General features: G+C 69.5%; 9 protein-coding genes and 2 pseudogenes. 4 read left to right on the top strand and 7 right to left on the bottom strand.

The features are described 5' to 3' along the window. The 3 genes from ACFYW5_RS35250 to ACFYW5_RS35240 all read right to left on the bottom strand — a co-directional run. A partial coding sequence (locus ACFYW5_RS35250; RefSeq protein WP_389421224.1) for a transposase occupies positions 1-267 on the bottom strand: 267 nt, incomplete at its 3' end. A 269-nt stretch (positions 268-536) separates the two neighbouring features. After that, positions 537-1,589 carry an SMI1/KNR4 family protein gene (locus ACFYW5_RS35245; RefSeq protein WP_389421222.1) on the bottom strand — a complete coding sequence of 351 codons (1,053 nt, stop codon included), beginning with the start codon at positions 1,587-1,589 and terminating at the stop codon, positions 537-539. Between the two features lie 801 nt (positions 1,590-2,390). Further along, on the bottom strand, positions 2,391-2,765 hold the full coding sequence (locus ACFYW5_RS35240) for a DUF6882 domain-containing protein (RefSeq protein WP_389421221.1): 375 nt from the start codon (positions 2,763-2,765) through the stop codon (positions 2,391-2,393). Between the two features lie 402 nt (positions 2,766-3,167). Here ACFYW5_RS35240 and ACFYW5_RS35235 point away from each other — a divergent pair, with 402 nt between their 5' ends. Then, complete coding sequence (locus ACFYW5_RS35235; protein WP_389421220.1) at positions 3,168-4,337, top strand: PP2C family protein-serine/threonine phosphatase; 1,170 nt, start codon at positions 3,168-3,170, stop codon at positions 4,335-4,337. Positions 4,338-4,481: 144 nt separating this feature from the next. On the opposite strand, the pseudogene ACFYW5_RS35230 reads toward ACFYW5_RS35235, so the two are convergent. The 3 genes and pseudogenes from ACFYW5_RS35230 to ACFYW5_RS35220 form a co-directional block, all read right to left on the bottom strand. Further along, a pseudogene (locus tag ACFYW5_RS35230) lies at positions 4,482-5,982 on the bottom strand (ISL3 family transposase). 145 nt (positions 5,983-6,127) lie between these two features. Further along, positions 6,128-8,170: a CehA/McbA family metallohydrolase gene (locus ACFYW5_RS35225; RefSeq protein ID WP_389421219.1), complete on the bottom strand. Its 2,043-nt coding sequence runs from the start codon at positions 8,168-8,170 to the stop codon at positions 6,128-6,130. A 277-nt stretch (positions 8,171-8,447) separates the two neighbouring features. Next, on the bottom strand, positions 8,448-9,425 hold the full coding sequence (locus ACFYW5_RS35220; protein WP_389421218.1) for a phytanoyl-CoA dioxygenase family protein: 978 nt from the start codon (positions 9,423-9,425) through the stop codon (positions 8,448-8,450). Between the two features lie 327 nt (positions 9,426-9,752). Between ACFYW5_RS35220 and ACFYW5_RS35215 the strand changes: the two genes are divergently transcribed. Then, a complete protein-coding gene (locus ACFYW5_RS35215) occupies positions 9,753-12,953 on the top strand; it encodes a family 78 glycoside hydrolase catalytic domain (RefSeq protein WP_389421217.1) in 3,201 nt (1,066 codons plus the stop codon). Positions 12,954-13,097: 144 nt separating this feature from the next. Here ACFYW5_RS35215 and ACFYW5_RS35210 read toward each other — a convergent pair whose 3' ends face one another. Continuing rightward, the gene (locus tag ACFYW5_RS35210) at positions 13,098-14,048 is read right to left on the bottom strand and encodes an AraC family transcriptional regulator (RefSeq protein WP_389421216.1); all 951 of its coding nucleotides are present in this window, start codon (positions 14,046-14,048) and stop codon (positions 13,098-13,100) included. Positions 14,049-14,164: 116 nt separating this feature from the next. Here ACFYW5_RS35210 and ACFYW5_RS35205 point away from each other — a divergent pair, with 116 nt between their 5' ends. Both ACFYW5_RS35205 and ACFYW5_RS35200 read left to right on the top strand, forming a co-directional pair. Further along, positions 14,165-14,947, top strand: a complete 783-nt coding sequence (locus ACFYW5_RS35205) for a phytanoyl-CoA dioxygenase family protein (RefSeq protein WP_389421215.1) — start codon at positions 14,165-14,167, stop codon at positions 14,945-14,947. Positions 14,948-15,245: 298 nt separating this feature from the next. Beyond that, positions 15,246-16,240 (top strand): annotated as a pseudogene (locus ACFYW5_RS35200) (LacI family DNA-binding transcriptional regulator); the annotation flags it as partial. Between the last annotated feature and the right edge of the window lie 11 nt (positions 16,241-16,251).

Below are 16,251 nucleotides of genomic sequence, written 5' to 3'. Positions count from 1 at the left end.
CAGGCCAGGCAGATAAGCAACCTCGCAGCCCATGTCGCGGGCGACCGCGATCGGCAGGGCACCGATCGAGGCGGGCTGGTCGACCACCACGAGCACGGTGCCGTGCTTGGCCTTGAGCTTGCCGAAGACCTCGCGGAGTTTGGGCTCACTGTTGGGCAACCGCTTGTCGAAGGCCTTCTTCCCGGCCGGGGTGACGGCGGTGGCGTGGTGTTCACCCTTGCCGACGTCCAGGCCGAGGAAGGCACCAATCTCGCTAACGTCGATCACGCGCTTCCCCAGGTCGTTCCCGCCCGGCCGTCCCTCGGCACCGATCGCCACATCCACATTACGAAGAGCCTCCCGACCTGCGAAGAAGCCGATGGTCATGCCCCTAATCAGCGGTCTGTCAGTGCCTCCGGGGCTGGTGACACCACCCCCCAGGCCATGCATTCGACAGGAGGAGAAAGTCATGCCAACTCCGGAGGCCGGGCGCCCCATTGCGGGGCCACCAAGAAGGTAATGGGGAAAATTGCACCTCGCCTTGCGCGGCCCACCGGTCAGACCGCGGGGCCGAGGTCGCCCTCGATGAGCGTTTGTACGATCTGGGGCCGGTCCCAGAGGCTCAGGATCTCGTTGGCGATGGCCACAACTGGCAGGTGGTCCTGGTCCAGCACCTTGATGGCTGCCGCTTTCAGGGTGCGCGGAACGGCTCCGGTGTCCAGGAGGACACGCCATTCCTCGGCGCCGAGTTCCAGGAACTCCAGTCCGGTCAGCCCAGCGATCTCCAGCGGGTCAGCCAGTGTGCCGGGCAAGGCGGTGAGAGTCCGCAGGCGGGGTAGTCCGGCAACCGGCGCGAGGCTGAACGGTATGCCGTCCCAGGCGCCGATGCACAGGACTTCCAGGGCGGGATGGGCGGCGGCATGGATAGTCCCCAGACCTCCGGTGCCAACCCTGGCCACGGCCGGAAGCTTGTCCCAGCGGCGGTCACGGCGTTCCTCCCGCATCCGGCCCAGAACGAAATCGGTGAGGGAATCGGCCACGAGCTTGGCCCCGAGGCTCTGCTCGTGATCGACCAGAATGACCTGCCCGAAGTGTCCGGCCGGGCCGGGAGTCAGGTCGACGGCGAACGCGTCGCCGCCGTTGCTCCCGAAGTCGATCCAGCCCGGTGAGCCGGCCAGGCCCTGCACCGCGGCGTCGGGCTCGGTGTTGACCGCATGCGTCGCGCCGAGGTCCCAACCGGGGTGACGGACTGCCGGGTCGATTGCACACAGGTGTTCCAGCTCAGAGAGCTCGCAGCCGACCGCGTCGCTGGCGCGGTCCGCCGCCTCGAAGTCGTTGTCCCAGTCCACCCGTGTCACCCGGTAGAGCACCTTGAGCTCATCGGGCAGGCTGACACCGAGGCGCGTTTCGGCGGCAGCAATCTCCTCTTCCGTCACGCCGACGGCGTCGGGCAGCCGCCCGCGCAGCGTCCGCTGAAGCAGCTCCAGATCCGCTGATGGTGCCGGCACTGCCCCGGGCACCGCATCGGGACGGCGGAGCCAAGGCCCGGGAAGGGAGCCATCGGCCAGGATGAGCACCCCAAGGTCTGGGTAGCCGATGGCCGACTCCACGACGGGGCTCGGCCAGACCAGTCCGAGCGTGGTCCTTCCATCCGGTCGGACCTCTGCCCTGAAGGCGATCTCCTGGACTCTCCCGCGCGCGAGCGCCCTCTGTATGTCCTCCACCGCGATCCGCGCTGTCGACGACATAGATCCCCGATGGGCAAGGCTCCGGCCGGTTTGGCTGATCCGTCCTGCGACACGGGCCGACCGGGCAGCACGCCGGTCCGTGTCGTCGGCCAGCATGAGCCGCAGCACGGGCTCCCAGGTCGCAAAGTCGCATAAAGATGACAGGGGGATTCTCTGATCAACCATGCGCAGACCGTACGCGGAGCCACTGACAGTGCAGGCGACCGGACTGCCGCCTGCCGGCAGGCCACCCAAGATGCGAACACCGGCCAACCAGAACGCTCAGTGGCCAACTGAGTGCAGAGCAGGCCCCGTCCGGGCGCTTCAGCTTGCCCTCGACTTCAGTCTGTGGCGCCAGCCCCGCCGCCATGTGCTGTATGTACAGGACGCATGAGGTCGGGGAACACCGCGTGTCCTGCGTGCCCGGCTCGCCCTCGGGCGCTGTGCCACCCAGCTCGACGAGGAGGCGTCATCATGAACGGCCCCGGCTACCGCCCAAACAAGCGGCCAGGAACTCCACTGACAAGAACAAAAAAGCGACCTGATGGGAAGGCCTGCCCACCGCATCGCTTGGTTCGGTGCCTGCCCTGCTGAAGGCAAGACACCACCCCCTTACGGCACAGCGCTGCCGGTTCCGCTAGTCGATATTGATGTTGAAGGTGGACGTGCTGCCATCCGCAGCGGTCAACGTGACCGACCCGAACGTGGTGATCGCGACGGAGTTGCCGCCAGCGCCCCGATAGAAGCCGGTGGCCCTGGTGATCCGGACGGCCAGAGCTGCGCGGGTTGCCGCCGCCTGCTCGTCGGCGTCGACCTTTCGGCTGGGCCCACATGATGGCCATGCGTTTCCGCCCAGTCCCGAACGCTTCGGGCGTCGCCGCTGATCTCCGGGAGGATGCTCTCGTTCGCCCAGGCCCACAGCCACGAGCCCGACGAAGGGCTGAAGCTGGCCAGGATCTGCGCGGGCGCCGTCGCGCTCTTCTCGAGGAACGTCCACGTGATGAGGCCCGTCTGCTGACCAGGCCCCAGCGGTCCGCCGAGCCAGCACCCATGACACACGCGCCCGAGCCATCTGGTCGATTACCTCCTCGCCCTGCAGAACAGCGTGCTCAGGTCAGCCGGATCGACCCTGAGCAGAGTTTTCCGACTTCCCGGCCCGCTTGAACTATCCATGCCCCGAAGCCTGCCAGAGGCCGCAGACCACCCGACGACGCCCTCATGTCCAGTTCTCACGCCAACCGACCAGGTGGGGGATCACGTGAACTTACCCCTGGGGAATCACACGATCGTCCGCAAGCAAGTGCCGACGCACCGGCCGCACGATCGCCCACGAACGCCGCCTGACGGATACGGGACATGCTCGCACCGATCCGAATATCACCCTGACCAGGCAGGATGAGCAGAAAATGCAAGGTTGCGCAAACTCGGGGAAGAAGGTGTGGCAACCAACAGGAGGTTGCCGTGAGGGGTGAAGATCTGGAGCTGGGCGAGTTGCTGGCCGCTGCGGAAGCGGCCCCGCCCGGTGAGTCCGTCGACGTGGTGGCACACCACCTGCAGAAGCGGTTCGGTGCCGAGGCCGTGTCCTTCCTGTTCCTCGACCTCATCGGCCAGCGGCTGATCCGTCTCGCCGCGACCGGTGACAAGGCCGCCGACCCGGGCGAGCCGATCGACCTGCAGGGCAGCGTCTACGACAGCGTTCTGCAGAGCCAGCGCCAGCATGTGGAACCGGACGGCCGGGGCGGACGACGCGTCATCACGCCCGTCACCAACCGCGGCGACTGCATCGGCGTCCTGGAGCTGAGCCTGCAGTCCGCGGACGACGCCGTGCTGCGCCAGGTCCGCCACGCGGCCCACGCGCTGGCCTACATCATCGTGACGGACCGCCGCTTCACCGATCTGTACCACCAGGGCCAGCGCACCACCGAGACCAGCCTGGCGGCGGAGATCCAGCACCAGTTGCTGCCCTCGGCCTCCTGCTGCGAGGCCGCCCAGTTCACTCTGGCCGCCGGACTGGTCCCGGCTGACGACATCGGTGGCGACACCTACGACTACACCCTCGACCGCGACACTCTGCACCTGTCGATCACCGACGCCATGGGCCACGACACGAACTCTGCCCTGTTGGCCACCTTGCTGGTCAGCGCGCTGCGGCGGGCACGTCGCAGCGGCTGTGACGCCCTCAAGCAGGCCCGCCACGCTCACGAGGCCCTACTGAGTCACAGCCGCGGCCTGGCCACCGGACAGCTGCTCTGCATCGACCTCGAATCCGGGCTGTGCGAACTGGTCAACGCCGGCCACCCCCGGCCTCTGCTGCTGCGTGACAACGCCGTCGAAGAGGTGAAACTCGCCGTCAACCTGCCCTTCGGTGTGGCGGCACCCACCACCTACCGCCTGCAGGAGCTGCTCCTGAGACCCGGGGACCGTCTGGTCCTGCTCACCGACGGAATGCAGGAACGCGGTGCGGCAGCCGTCGACCTGGCCGCGGTCATCCACGACACCCGCGCGCTGCACCCTCGAGAAGCCGTCCGGACCCTGACCGCCGCGGTGCTCGACGCCTGCCATGGCAACCTCAAGGACGATGCCACAGTCCTGATACTGGACTGGCACAGCAATGGCAGTCGGCCGGCCTGACTGAGTCCCGACCCCGCAGCAATGACGGCCTACTCCTGAGTGCCTACTGGGAGCGGTCCCGGGGACGTACCCCGGAGAGCGTCTTGAAGGGGGAGTGTAAATCTAACGGACCTGTCTCACATTCGGTGGTGACGGAGAGTGCTGCTATCCGAGGAGGATGCGGTGGCGAAGAAGGGTGAAGCCTGCTCGTCCGTGCATCTGGCGCGCGATCCGCTTGGTCTTGGTGTTGACGCCCTCGGTGGGGCCGTTGCTGGAGCGGAGTGTGAACGCGGCGATCGCGGCGGTGAGGTCTCGCTCCAGCCCTCGGGTGAAGGCTTGCAGGTGCGGCAGATCGGCAGCGCGGACCTGGGTAATCCAGAGCTCGAGCGCGTCGGCGTTGTCTGGGTGAGGCTTCAGGAGCTGGGCGAAATCCCTGATGCAGAAGGAGAGTTGGGTCATCTCAGGGCAGGCCGAGATGAGCCGGTCCAGTAGGTGCTGATGTTCGGCCTTGAGGTTGTCGGGCATGGTGAGGAGCATGCGGGCGAGTCTGCGCGGGGAGATGTGGCTGCGGTCGGCGTCCGCGCGGCCTTGGTTGATGTACTTGTGCAGGAGGTTGAGGCAGCCGGTGAACCCTTGGTCTTTGATCTCTTCGGTGCTTGACCGGGATGGCGGGGTCTTCAGCCCGGCGTTTGCGCAGGTGTTCGCGGTAGGGATCGACAAGGCTCGCGCGGTATTTGGGGACGCGGAGCATCCGTTCGGGCCGATCGGCGCGGGCGTAGCGTTTGACGGTGTTCAGGGCCAGTTGCAGACGGCGGGCGCATTCGAGCAGGCCGACGCCCTGGTCGAGCAGGTCGTGGATCTGGTGCCAGCGTTCCAGGGCGGTCTGTGCACGGGGGCCGTCGTACAGGGGCGCGTCCAGCACGGCGGCCCAGCAGGTGCTGTGCGCCTTGACCTCGCTCAGCGCGGCTTCGCACAGGTTGTGCCACAAATGCCAGCGATCACCAACCTGCACCGCGTCGGGCAGAGCACGACGGATGGCCTCGGCATACGTCGCGGAGCCGTCACGGCACACGACCTCGACGCCCGGATGAGCGCGTAACCATGCTTCCAGGGTGTCGGCCGTGCGGTCGGGCAGCACGTCGATCCGCTCGTGGGTCCCGGCATCGATGATCACGGTGGCATAGTGGTGGCGCCGGCGCAGAGCGAAGTCGTCGACGCCAATCACGCGGGGTATTCGCCCGGTGGACAGTGGGATACGCAGCAGGGTCCGCAGGGCGGTGTGCCGCGAGACGCCCACCGCGAGTATCGTCAGCAAACGAGCCCCGGCCCGGCCCGCTAACTCCTTGACCACAGCACTGACTTGCCTGGTCAGACGGGCCGTGCGTCGCTGGTATCGCTCCAGTACCCCAGGCACCTGCTCACGGAAGGTGTGCCGACAGCCTCGCGTGGGACACACCAGCCGCCGCACTCGCACACGGACTACTGCCCGTCGCCCGTCCACCGGCACGTCGGCCACTGTTCGCAAGTGAAAGCCATGCACTCGCCCGGACGGCGCCCCGCAACTCGGGCACGGCACCATATCCGCCGGCGTCCGCGCTCGCACCAGGATCCGCTCGCCTTCGTCGATCACGTCCTCGATGACCAGCGGTAACAGTCCCGCGAACACCACATCTACAAGCTCGTTGACATCTCGCACGTGAATGTCAACGACTTTGGCAACCCTCCGTCACCACCGAATGTGAGACAGGGCCGTTCGCTACACAGACCTGCTCCCGGGCGCGAGTCACGGCGCAGGTCGACCAACGCAGCGGTCACGTCGTCGCCTCGCGTCCGGCGGCGTAGAAGGGGCGGGCGGCGTCGATCGCGGCGAGCAGCTCGATCTGCTGCTGGTCGTCGTGGAACCGGCCGTGCTTCTGAACGAAGCCCGCCAGCAGGTCGAGCCACCGACGGCAGAAGGCGAGGTCGGGCTCGCGCCGTACGCCGGCTCCGTCCACGTCCAGCCAAGTAGCACCGGTGTGCGACCACGCGCGCTCGGCCAGCACGTCGGGATCTGCTCCGCCCGTACAGCGGGCCGCCACCCAGGTCGGCTCCCGCACCTCCAGGTCGAGCGACACCGCGAGCGCCCCGTCGCCTTCGGCGGAGCTGAGCACACGCCCGCCTGCCGTGACCACTTCAAGCCGGCGTGCCCGGGGCCCGTACGCGGCTGCCGACAGGTGAACGCTCCGCCCGGTCGCGCCGTCGATCCGGCTGCCCTCGTCCTGTCCGTCCACCCGCAGCCGGACCCAAGGACCGTTCGTGACGACGACGGGGCCGCTGCGCAGAGCGCGGCTGAACGCCTCCGGGTCGTGGTCGCCCCCGGTCCACGCGTAGACCCGCCCGGAGCCCGGCGGGCCGGAGAAGGCACCGGCCCGGCTGAAGGACAGGAAGGCGTCGGTCCCGGCCGTCGGCGCGAGACGCAGCCCGCAGCCCAGCAGGCGGTACCAGAGCTCGGCCGGGCCGGAGGGGTCGGCCGAGAACAGCAGGTCGATGCTGTCGACCAGGCCAAGCGCGGCGTCCACCACCAGTTCCCGCGCCTCCACCGACCGGATCACCCAGTCGAAGAGGTGATCCGGTGCCGACTCGGCATCCGGGGGGAACGGGCGGACCACGGGGTGGCAGTAGCCGATGGCCGCGCCTCCCGCCCGCAGTTCGGCCGCCGTCTCCGCGTTCGCGGGCCAGTCCCAAGGGTGCGAGCTGCCCTCGTGCCCCGTCGCCCAGCGAACGGGTGAGGTGTGCCCGCCCGTGGCGTGAAAGTGGCCCAGCAGGTCGTTGCGGAACTCGACCCCGAAGGCTGTCGTGCCGTGCTCGTGCCGCAGCGGACGGCCCAGCCGGCTCTCCACGAGCGCCTGGTCGTAGATCTCGTCGCCGTGCCAGTTGCCGGCGACCAGTCCCATCAGATCCAGCCCCTCGCCCTGCTGCATGAGGACCGCGTCGTGCAGCGAGACCACCTGGTCACCCGAGTAGTTCGCGTGCACGTGCAGGTCCGCGCCGGTCCAGCCGCCGCCGTCGCCGTCCCACCAGCGCTCCGGCTCGAGGTGCAGCCGTGTCGTGCCGCCGGCGTGCAGCTCGGCCCGCTCCGAGACCGAGGTGTACTGCGCACCCCGCGCCGCCGTCACCCGCACCACACCGGCCGGCACCTCGAGCGTCGCTTCCTGCGCGTGGAAGAACGGCCGGTCGTGGACGTCGTACTTCAGCCGGCCTCCGGTGGGCGCCCACGGCTGCCCCGCCTCGTCGACGACGCTCCATCGGACGGGCGTGGTGGCCGAGAGCTCCAGCAGGGCGAGAGGCACGCAGCGCACGGCGGGGGACAGGTCGACTGTCACCGCACCGGCGCGCAGCGGGCCGAGCCCCGCCTTCGGCGCCACCTCCACCCGGCCGACCGAACCGGCTGCCACCGTCCACGCTCCGGACGCGGCCGCGACGTCGACCGCATGGGGCGTGTCGTTCACGACGACCACCAGCACGCCACCGGGGCACCACGTGTCGGGGCCGGAGGAGTCGTCAAGTACGTGCAGCGGCTCGCCGTAGCGCACGTCCCCGGTCAGAACATCGACGACGACGACGCCGGGAGGCACGGGCGCGTCCGCGGTCACCAGCAGCCGGAGGGCGGCGGCGCGATCGACGCGCCGGTCCTCACCCATTGCGGCGAGCACCGGGCCGAGCGCCGGCACACCCCAGCGGCGGCCCAGGTCCAGGACGTCCAGCATGACGTCGGGCGCTTCGGCCCCCCAGTCCAGCGGCGACGCGGCGAGCAGCGCGCGGTAGCGCGCCAGCGCCTCGCCGACCGCGGGGGGCAGCTCGTCGTCGCAGCACATGACGGGTCCTCTCCTGCCGAACGTCGCATTGCGGGACTTGCTATCAGCTACGACCGGACGCAGCGGCCGATTCATCATCTGTCGAGGGCTGTCGCGGCTCGACGGATGACTGCCGATACGGGGCGGCCAACCGGCCACGTCTCCAGCCCTCGGGTACATGGGCGGTCGGCCGCCGGCGCAGGAAGTGTCGACGGGCACGGCCGGCGACCGCGCCGCCGAGTGGACACGTTCGACCACCGGCCGCTGAGGATGTTCAGCAGCCAAGGGAGCTGCGTGATCAGCAGATTCTGCGTGCGCCTGGTTCGAGCAGCGCATCATCCCACGGGATGTACGAAAGTCGATCCGGGTGCCAGTAATACATCAGATCTGCGTTCTCGCTGGACCATCCTTGGTAGATCTCGTCCCAGGGGCGGTCCGAGTGATTGGTCAGCGAACGGGCTTCGATCACGTCGCCGCCGCGCTGGTAGCGGACGTCCATGGAGATCCGGACCTCGTCGCGGACCGCTGCGGGCAACGATCGATGGACCGTGAGACTGGGGAACATCACCACGTCTCCGACGGCGAAATCGCCTCCAACCCAGTTGGTCTCATGCTCACACAGCTGTGCACCCCAGTTGGTCCAGTGCCCCTCGCCATCCCCGGTGCCGACCGGCAGACAGCCCTCCCGGTGGGAGCCACGCAAGATGACGAGCGGACCGCTCTCAAGCCTGCAATCCCCAACGGGAAACCAGCAGGTCCAGGTTGCGGTACTGCCCTGGACGAGTGGGAAGTCCTGATGCGGTGGGGTCGCGCCCGTCGCCGGGTGCGATGTCATCGCACGCATGATGTGCCGCGGATGGACGAACACATCATCGGTGTCGAACAGGTTTCGATAGATGTCCAGCAGCGAGGGATGGTGCGGCAGCCGGTGCAGCTCGGGCAACTTCTGCAAATCGGTATAGACGTCCGCAGTGACGCCGATGTCGACGCGCATCTGGTCGGCGGACAGCTCGTTGAGCCGGGCGAGATCCAGTTTCCCGTCGAGCGGATCAGCATCCGATGCACGCAAGCCGTGTTCAGTCAGTATTTCGAGGACCTTGGAACGTAGCTGCAGAATCGGTTCCGGATCGAGCAATCCGCGGAAGAACAGATACCCGTCGCGCTCAGCTCGGGCTCGCAGCTCCTCAGGGTCCCCGAGGAGCTCGGTTGATTCTTCGAATGGCTCCAGATCAGCGACTTGGAATTTCACCGGAACCGAATCCATGGATGCATTCATGGTCCACAAGCTAAGATTTCGTATCCTCGCTGCACAATGTTGAAAGCGCTCCATTCATGGACGATCGGATCGGTTCTCCGGCGCCCGCTTGCACGAGGCGCCAAGCTCCGCGGCGCCAACGCCTTGGACTTCTCCCGGGCACCAGTCGACGGATCCCACCGCATGTACGGGTTAGGGCATTCCGCCAGAAGTTGTGAACGCAACCGTGTTGCATCCTTGCGGGCAAACACATCCGGTACCACTTCGGGCCCCCGGGCACGTCGGGGCTCGCCGGGGTTGACGCGTCGCAGCGCGCCCTCCTAGCGTGCCTGAAACGATTCACCATCCGTGCTATCGGCGATGTCGTCCGAGAGGGGCACCCCCGTGAGGGTTCTGCACGTCGTCAAGCTCACCGTCGAGTACACCAAATCCCCTCTCGGGATCGATACGGAGCGTCCGCGGCTGAGCTGGCAGCTGCTCTCCGACCGACCGGATCAGGCGCAGAGCGCCTACCGGATACACGTCGCGACCAGCGCCGACAGGCTCAACACCCCTGATGTCTGGGACAGTTCACGGGTGGCATCCGACCAGTCGGTGCTGGTTCCCTACGCCGGTCCCGCGCTTGCGCCCCGCACCCGATACCACTGGTCGGTGCGGGTCTGGGACGCGGACGGTGTGGCGAGCGAATGGAGCGAGCCCTCCTGGTGGGAGACCGGACTCATGGACGGCTCGGACTGGACCGGCTGCTGGATCGGCGCCCCGGCGGCCCTCGTGGACGCGGTGGCAGCGGCCCCGCTGCCAGGGGTGCCGACCCTGGGAGGGGCCCAGTGGATACGTCTGGCGGACAGCAGCGCGCGGGGCCTGGCAGAGACCGGAGCCTCAGCCGCGATCCGCTGGTTCCGCGTCGTCGTCGACGTACCGGCAGGTGTCCGCCGGGCCTGTCTGGTGCTGGCCGCCGACGGCGGCCTGACCGCCTACGTCGGCGGCACCCAGGTCCTGCACACGGTCGTCGATCCCACTGCGGAGAACTGGCGCCGTCCAGCCGTGGCCGAGGTCACCGCCCAGCTGCGGCCGGGACGCACCGCCGTAGCAGTCCGCGTCGACACGAGCAGCACCGGATCCGGGGAGGCCTGCCTCCTCGGAGTGCTGGAGTTCACCACCGCCGACGCAGTACGCCACGTGCGGACATGCCGTACGTGGAAGACGACCGGTAGCGAGCCTGCGGGTGACTGGTCAGGCCCCGACTTCGACGACAGCGCCTGGGCGGTCGCCGACGAGTGGGCCCCCTGGGGTGCGGCCCCGCGAGGGGCGGTGGCCCCCGCCGCGTCCCCCGCCTTCCAGCTGCGGCGCGAGTTCCGCCTCCCCGCGAAACGGATCGCCCGCGCCCGTCTGTATGCCACGGCCCTCGGCCTGTACGAGGCGCAGCTCAACGGCCGCCGCGTCGGCGCCGACGAGCTGGCCCCGGGCTGGACCGACTACCGCAAGCGGGTGCAGTACCAGACCTACGACGTCACCGACTTGCTGCGCGGCGGCGCTGCCAACACGCTCGGCTTCCACCTGGCGGACGGCTGGTACGCGGGCACCATCGCCTCCTTCGGCCGGCACCACTACGGCGAACGCCCGTCGCTGCTGGCGCAGTTGGAGGTGACGTATACCGACTGCTCGACCGAGCGGATCGTGTCGGACCAGGCGTGGCGGGCGACGGCGGGCCCGCTGGTCTCCGCGGACCTGATCGGGGGCGAGGACTACGACGCCCGGCGGGAGACGGATGGCTGGGCACAGCCCGGCTTCGACGACTCCGGATGGCAGCCGGTGGAATCCGCTACGGTCACCGCATCACCCGCGATCGTGGCCCAGGCCGATGCCCCGGTCCGGGTGGCGGGCGAGCTCCCTGCCCGGCAGGTCACCGAAGTCGCCCCAGGGGTCTTCGTCTTCGATCTGGGCCAGAACATGGTCGGTTCGGTGCGGTTGAAGGTCTCCGGCGCGGCGGGCACGGTGGTGCGGCTGCGCCACGCGGAGGCGCTCAACCCGGACGGCACGCTCCACACCGCCAACCTGCGGTCAGCCCGGGCCACCGACACCTACACCCTCAGGGGCGGCTCGGTGGAGGTCTACGAGCCGCGGTTCACGTTCCACGGCTTCCGGTACGTGGAGGTGACCGGCTACCCCGGGGTGCCGCCGCTGGGCGCGGTGACCGGCCGGGTCATGCACACCTCGGCCCCGTTCACCATGGACTTCGAGACCGACGTACCGATGCTCAACCAGCTGCACTCCAACATCACCTGGGGCCAGCGCGGAAACTTCCTGTCCGTCCCCACCGACACCCCGGCCCGCGACGAGCGGCTCGGCTGGTCCGGGGACATCGGCGTCTTCGCCCCCACCGCGGCCTACGTCATGGAGTCGGCGCGCTTCCTCACCAAGTGGCTGCGGGACCTGTACGACGCCCAGCGGGCGGACGGCGCGTTCCCCGATGTGGCGCCGCAGATCGGCATGTTGGGCGCGGGCACGGCGGGCTGGGGCGATGCCGGCGTCTCCGTGCCGTGGGCGCTGTACCAGGCGTACGGGGACACCCGGGTCCTCGCGGAGGCATGGGAGCCGGCCCAGCGCTGGCTGGACTACCTGCACCGGCACAGCGACGGCTGCCTGCGTCCCGCCGCGGGCTTCGGTGACTGGCTCAACATTCGCGACGAGACGCCCAAGGACGTCCTCGCCACTGCCTACTTCGCCCACAGCACCCACCTCGTTGCCCGCATGGCGCGGGCTCTCGGCCACGACTCGGCCCCGTACGAGAAGCTCTCCGCCGCCGTCCGCGGCGCCTTTTGCGCGGCCTATGTCTCGCTGGACGGCGCCCGTATCAAGGGCGACACCCAGACCGCGTACGTACTCGCCCTGTCCATGGATCTGTTGGCGGAGCGGGAGCGTGGCCGAGCCGCGGACCGCCTGGTGGAGCTGATCGAGGCGCGGGGCGGGCACCTGTCGACGGGCTTCCTCGGCACGCCGCAGCTGCTCGGGGCCCTCACTGCCGCGGGGCGCACGGACGTGGCGTACCGGCTGCTGTTCCAGGAGTCGTTCCCCGGCTGGGGCTACCAGATCGCCCGCGGCGCCACCACCATGTGGGAGCACTGGGACTCCGTACGGGAGGACGGCGGCTTCCAGGACGCGGGGATGAACTCCTTCAATCACTACGCCTACGGCGCGGTCGGCGCGTGGATGTACGCCACCATCGCCGGCATCGCGCCCGCCGCGCCCGGCTTCCGGCGCCTGGTCATCCGACCCCGCCCCGGCGGTGCGGTGACGGCGGCGCGCGCCCGCTTCGACTCGCTCTACGGCCCGATCACCACCCGCTGGGAGGCGGGCGGCGGCGGCTTCACTCTCCGTCTCGGCCTGCCGGTGGGCACCGCCGCCGAGGTGTGGATCCCCGCCCGTGCCGCAGCGGATGTCAGTGCCGGCGACACGGAGTTCCTGCGGATGGACGACGGCTGCGCGGTCTTCGCCGTCGGCTCCGGCTGTCACCGCTTCACCAACGGGAGGGCTGCTGGGAAAGGTTGACGGCGCCGTTCAGGCGCCGCGGTGGCGCCGATCCTCGTAGGGGATGTTCTGGCGGCCTTCACCGGCTGCGCAGTCCACGGCTCCCGCGCCCGGTCGTTCGTCCCGCCCGGCACTTGGCGGACTCGAGCACACAGACGGTCGTCTCTACGTGGAGTGGCCGGACGGCCCACGCCCTGGCTCGCCACCGGGGCCGGATGGCGCGGAGCCCGCGGCGCGGTAGGCGGTCGGGCTGAGGCCGTAGTGCGTGCGGAACCGACGGGAGAAGTAGTTCGGGTCGGGCCAGCCGACGGTGGCACCGACGCGCGCGACGGGCTGTGTGGTGCTCCGCAGCAGCGCCGCCGCGCTTTCCGCCCGCGCTCGGGCGAGGTAGGCCATCGGCGGGAGCCCGATGTGGTTGGTGAACATCCGGGTGAGATGGCCCGCGCTGACCGCGAGTTCGGCGGCGAGCCGGGCAGGGGTCCAGGCCTGTGCGAGGTTGGACTCCAGCAGCCGTACGGCGCCGAGTACGAGCGGGTGGGCCGAGGGTGCGTCCGCCTGGGAGGAGGGGGCGGGTGCCTGCGGTGCCGCCGCGGCGAGAGCGTCGAGGAAGACCGCGAGGCGGCCGAGGACACCGATTCTGCCGATCGGGCCGTCGTGCCCGGCCGCCGCGGCCAGTTCACCGAGGAGTGACAGGCACCGCGTGTGGTGTTCCGCGTCGAGCCGGAAGCCGAAGACGCCGGCGTTGCCCGGTGCGCTCGGCCCGCCCCACAGCAGGTGGTTGACGGCCGGTTCGGTGCGGATCCAGGCGAGGTCGGCGCGGAGCAGCTCAGTCCCGAAGCAGCAGTTGACCACCGTGAGACGGGTGCAGTCGACGTAGCTGTGCCAGGGCCCCGGCCGGAGCACGATGACGTCGCCCGGGGCGAGCGGCCGGCCACTGGCCGCGGTCAGGTGCCGCCCCTGCCCGGAGACGACGAGGGCGATCTCCAGGAAGTCGTGGCTGTGTCCGGGCACGTTGCCGGTCAGTCTGTGCCGGCCGGTGTGCACCGGCACCCGGGCGTCGGGGAACAGGCCGGTGCCATGCAGCAGGCCGTCGAACTGGGTCTCTCGGTCCGGCATATCAGTATCGTGCTAGCTCATGTGAGTTGTTGGCTAGCCCCGGTGTCACCGGGGTGGCCAGCATCAGGGGTACGCCGAGACCACCCGGCAACGGCGGATGAGTTGTGAGGAGCACAGTGGAGCTTTCCGAAGAGAGCGTGGAGCACTACCGGCGTCATGGCTTCGTGCGTGTGTCCGGAGTCCTCTCGGCGGCCGAGGCCGCCGATTACGCCCAGGCCGCCGCCGAACTGCCCGGCGCATCGTCGACCGGCCCGGAGATGCGGGCCTTCAGGCAGTATGTCAACGTATGGCGCACAAGCGCGGCGTTGCGCGCGCTCACCCTGCACCCGAAGCTCTCGGCCCTGGCCCATCAGCTGGCCGGTGTGCCACTGCGTCTGTGGCACGACCAGGTGCTCGTCAAGCCGCCGCACAACGACACCGCGACCGAGTTCCACCAGGACCACCCGTACTGGCCGCACCGGACCTGCCGGCACGCGCTGTCCGCCTGGGTCGCGCTGGTCGACGTACCGGCCGAGCGCGGCTGCATGACCTTCCTGCCCGGCTCCCACACCCACACGGGGCTGCAGCCCCAGGACCTGCACAAGGAGGGGGACCTGTTCGAGATCGACCCCGAACTGCGGTGGAGCGAGCGGGTCACCGTCCCGCTGCGCGCGGGGGACATCACCTTCCACAACAGCTACACCGGGCACATGGCCCTGCCCAACCGCACCGACGACGCACGGCTCGCACACGTCGTGATCTACATGGACGCGGACACCGATTACGACGGCCGCCCGCACCCGGTCACGGACGGACTCGGCCTCACCCCCGGCGACCGCCTCGACGGCGACCTGTTTCCTCCGGTGGCGCCGAGCGCTGCGGGAACCCGGCCGGACGACGGTGAAGCGCCGTCCGACTGACACAGCCGCCTTCCCGCACCTTCCCCGGATCCGGGTCTTGGCCTGGCCGGGTCCGACGAGGCCTTCACCGCCGCCCGGGCCGCCGTGGCGGCCGCCGACGTCAGCGCGCGGGCAGGCCGAGATGGCCCCGTACTTCGAGCTCTCGACGCCACCGAGCCCGACGAGTCCATGCAGACCTCGAAGAAGCTTCTACCTGGCCTGAGGAGAGATCACCCTGCCCGCACGCGTCCTCGCCGTCGCCTGCGGCCCAGGCCTACCCGAGTTGAACAGGGTGGGCGGGGCACGGAAGGCGGCGCCCATGGTGGGCACCAAGGACGTGGCGCGGCATGCGGGAGTGTCCATCGGCATCGTCTCCAACGTCATCAACCGGCCCGACAGAGTCGCCACGGCCACCCTCGATCGGGTCCAGGCGGTCATCGAGCAACTCGGCTACGTGCGCAGCGAATCCGCGCGGCAGCTGCGGGCCGGGCGCAGCCGGATCATCGCGCTGCTGGTGCTCGACATGGGCAACCCGTTCTTCGCGGACGTCGCCCGGGGCGCCGAGCGCGCCGCCCGTGCCGCCGGGCTCGGCGTGATGCTGTGCAACAGCGGCCAGAGCCCTTCGGAGGAAGCCGTGTACCTGGGGCTCTTCGCCGAGCAGCGGGTGCGCGGGGTGTTGATCACGCCGGCCGACACCAGCGGACGGAGCCTGGCAGCCTTCGCCCGGCAAGGCATCCCTTACGTGTTCGTGGACCGCACCGTCGCCAGCGCCGACGCCTGCTCGGTCTCGGTGGACGACGTGAAAGGCGGCACGCTGGCCGCCCGCCACCTCATCACGGCGGTGCACCGCGCGCTGGTCTACATCAGCGGGCCCCCACAGCTTCCCCAGTCTCAGGACCGGCACGCCGGCGCGCTCGCGGCGCTCGCCGAAGCCGGGCTGCCGCCTGAGGCGCTCACGCACGTCGAGGCGGAGAGGCTGGACGTGGCCGCGGTTCAGGACGCGGGGGCCCGGCTACTCGGTCTTGTCCCCCGCCCCACCGCCGTGTTCTGTGCCAACGACCTGCTCGCGCTCGGCGTGCTGCAGACACTGTTCGCTGCGGGCGTGTCCGTGCCCGGCGACATCGCGCTCGTCGGTTACGACGACATCGAGTTCGCGGCGGCTGCGCCGTACCGCTCACCTCGGTGCGCCAGCCCGCGCACCGCATGGGGCGCACTGCCGCCGAATTGCTCATCGAGGAGGGCGGCGGGGTCACGGCCGCCCATATCCACCAGCGCATCTTGTTCCAGCCCGAACTGGTGGTGCGCAAATCTTCTGGTGGATCGCC

Source organism: Streptomyces sp. NPDC002779 (assembly GCF_042888685.1).
Taxonomy (GTDB): domain Bacteria; phylum Actinomycetota; class Actinomycetes; order Streptomycetales; family Streptomycetaceae; genus Streptomyces.
The sequence above is the reverse complement of the archived record's forward strand: the minus strand, read 5'-3'. Positions and strand labels throughout refer to the sequence as shown.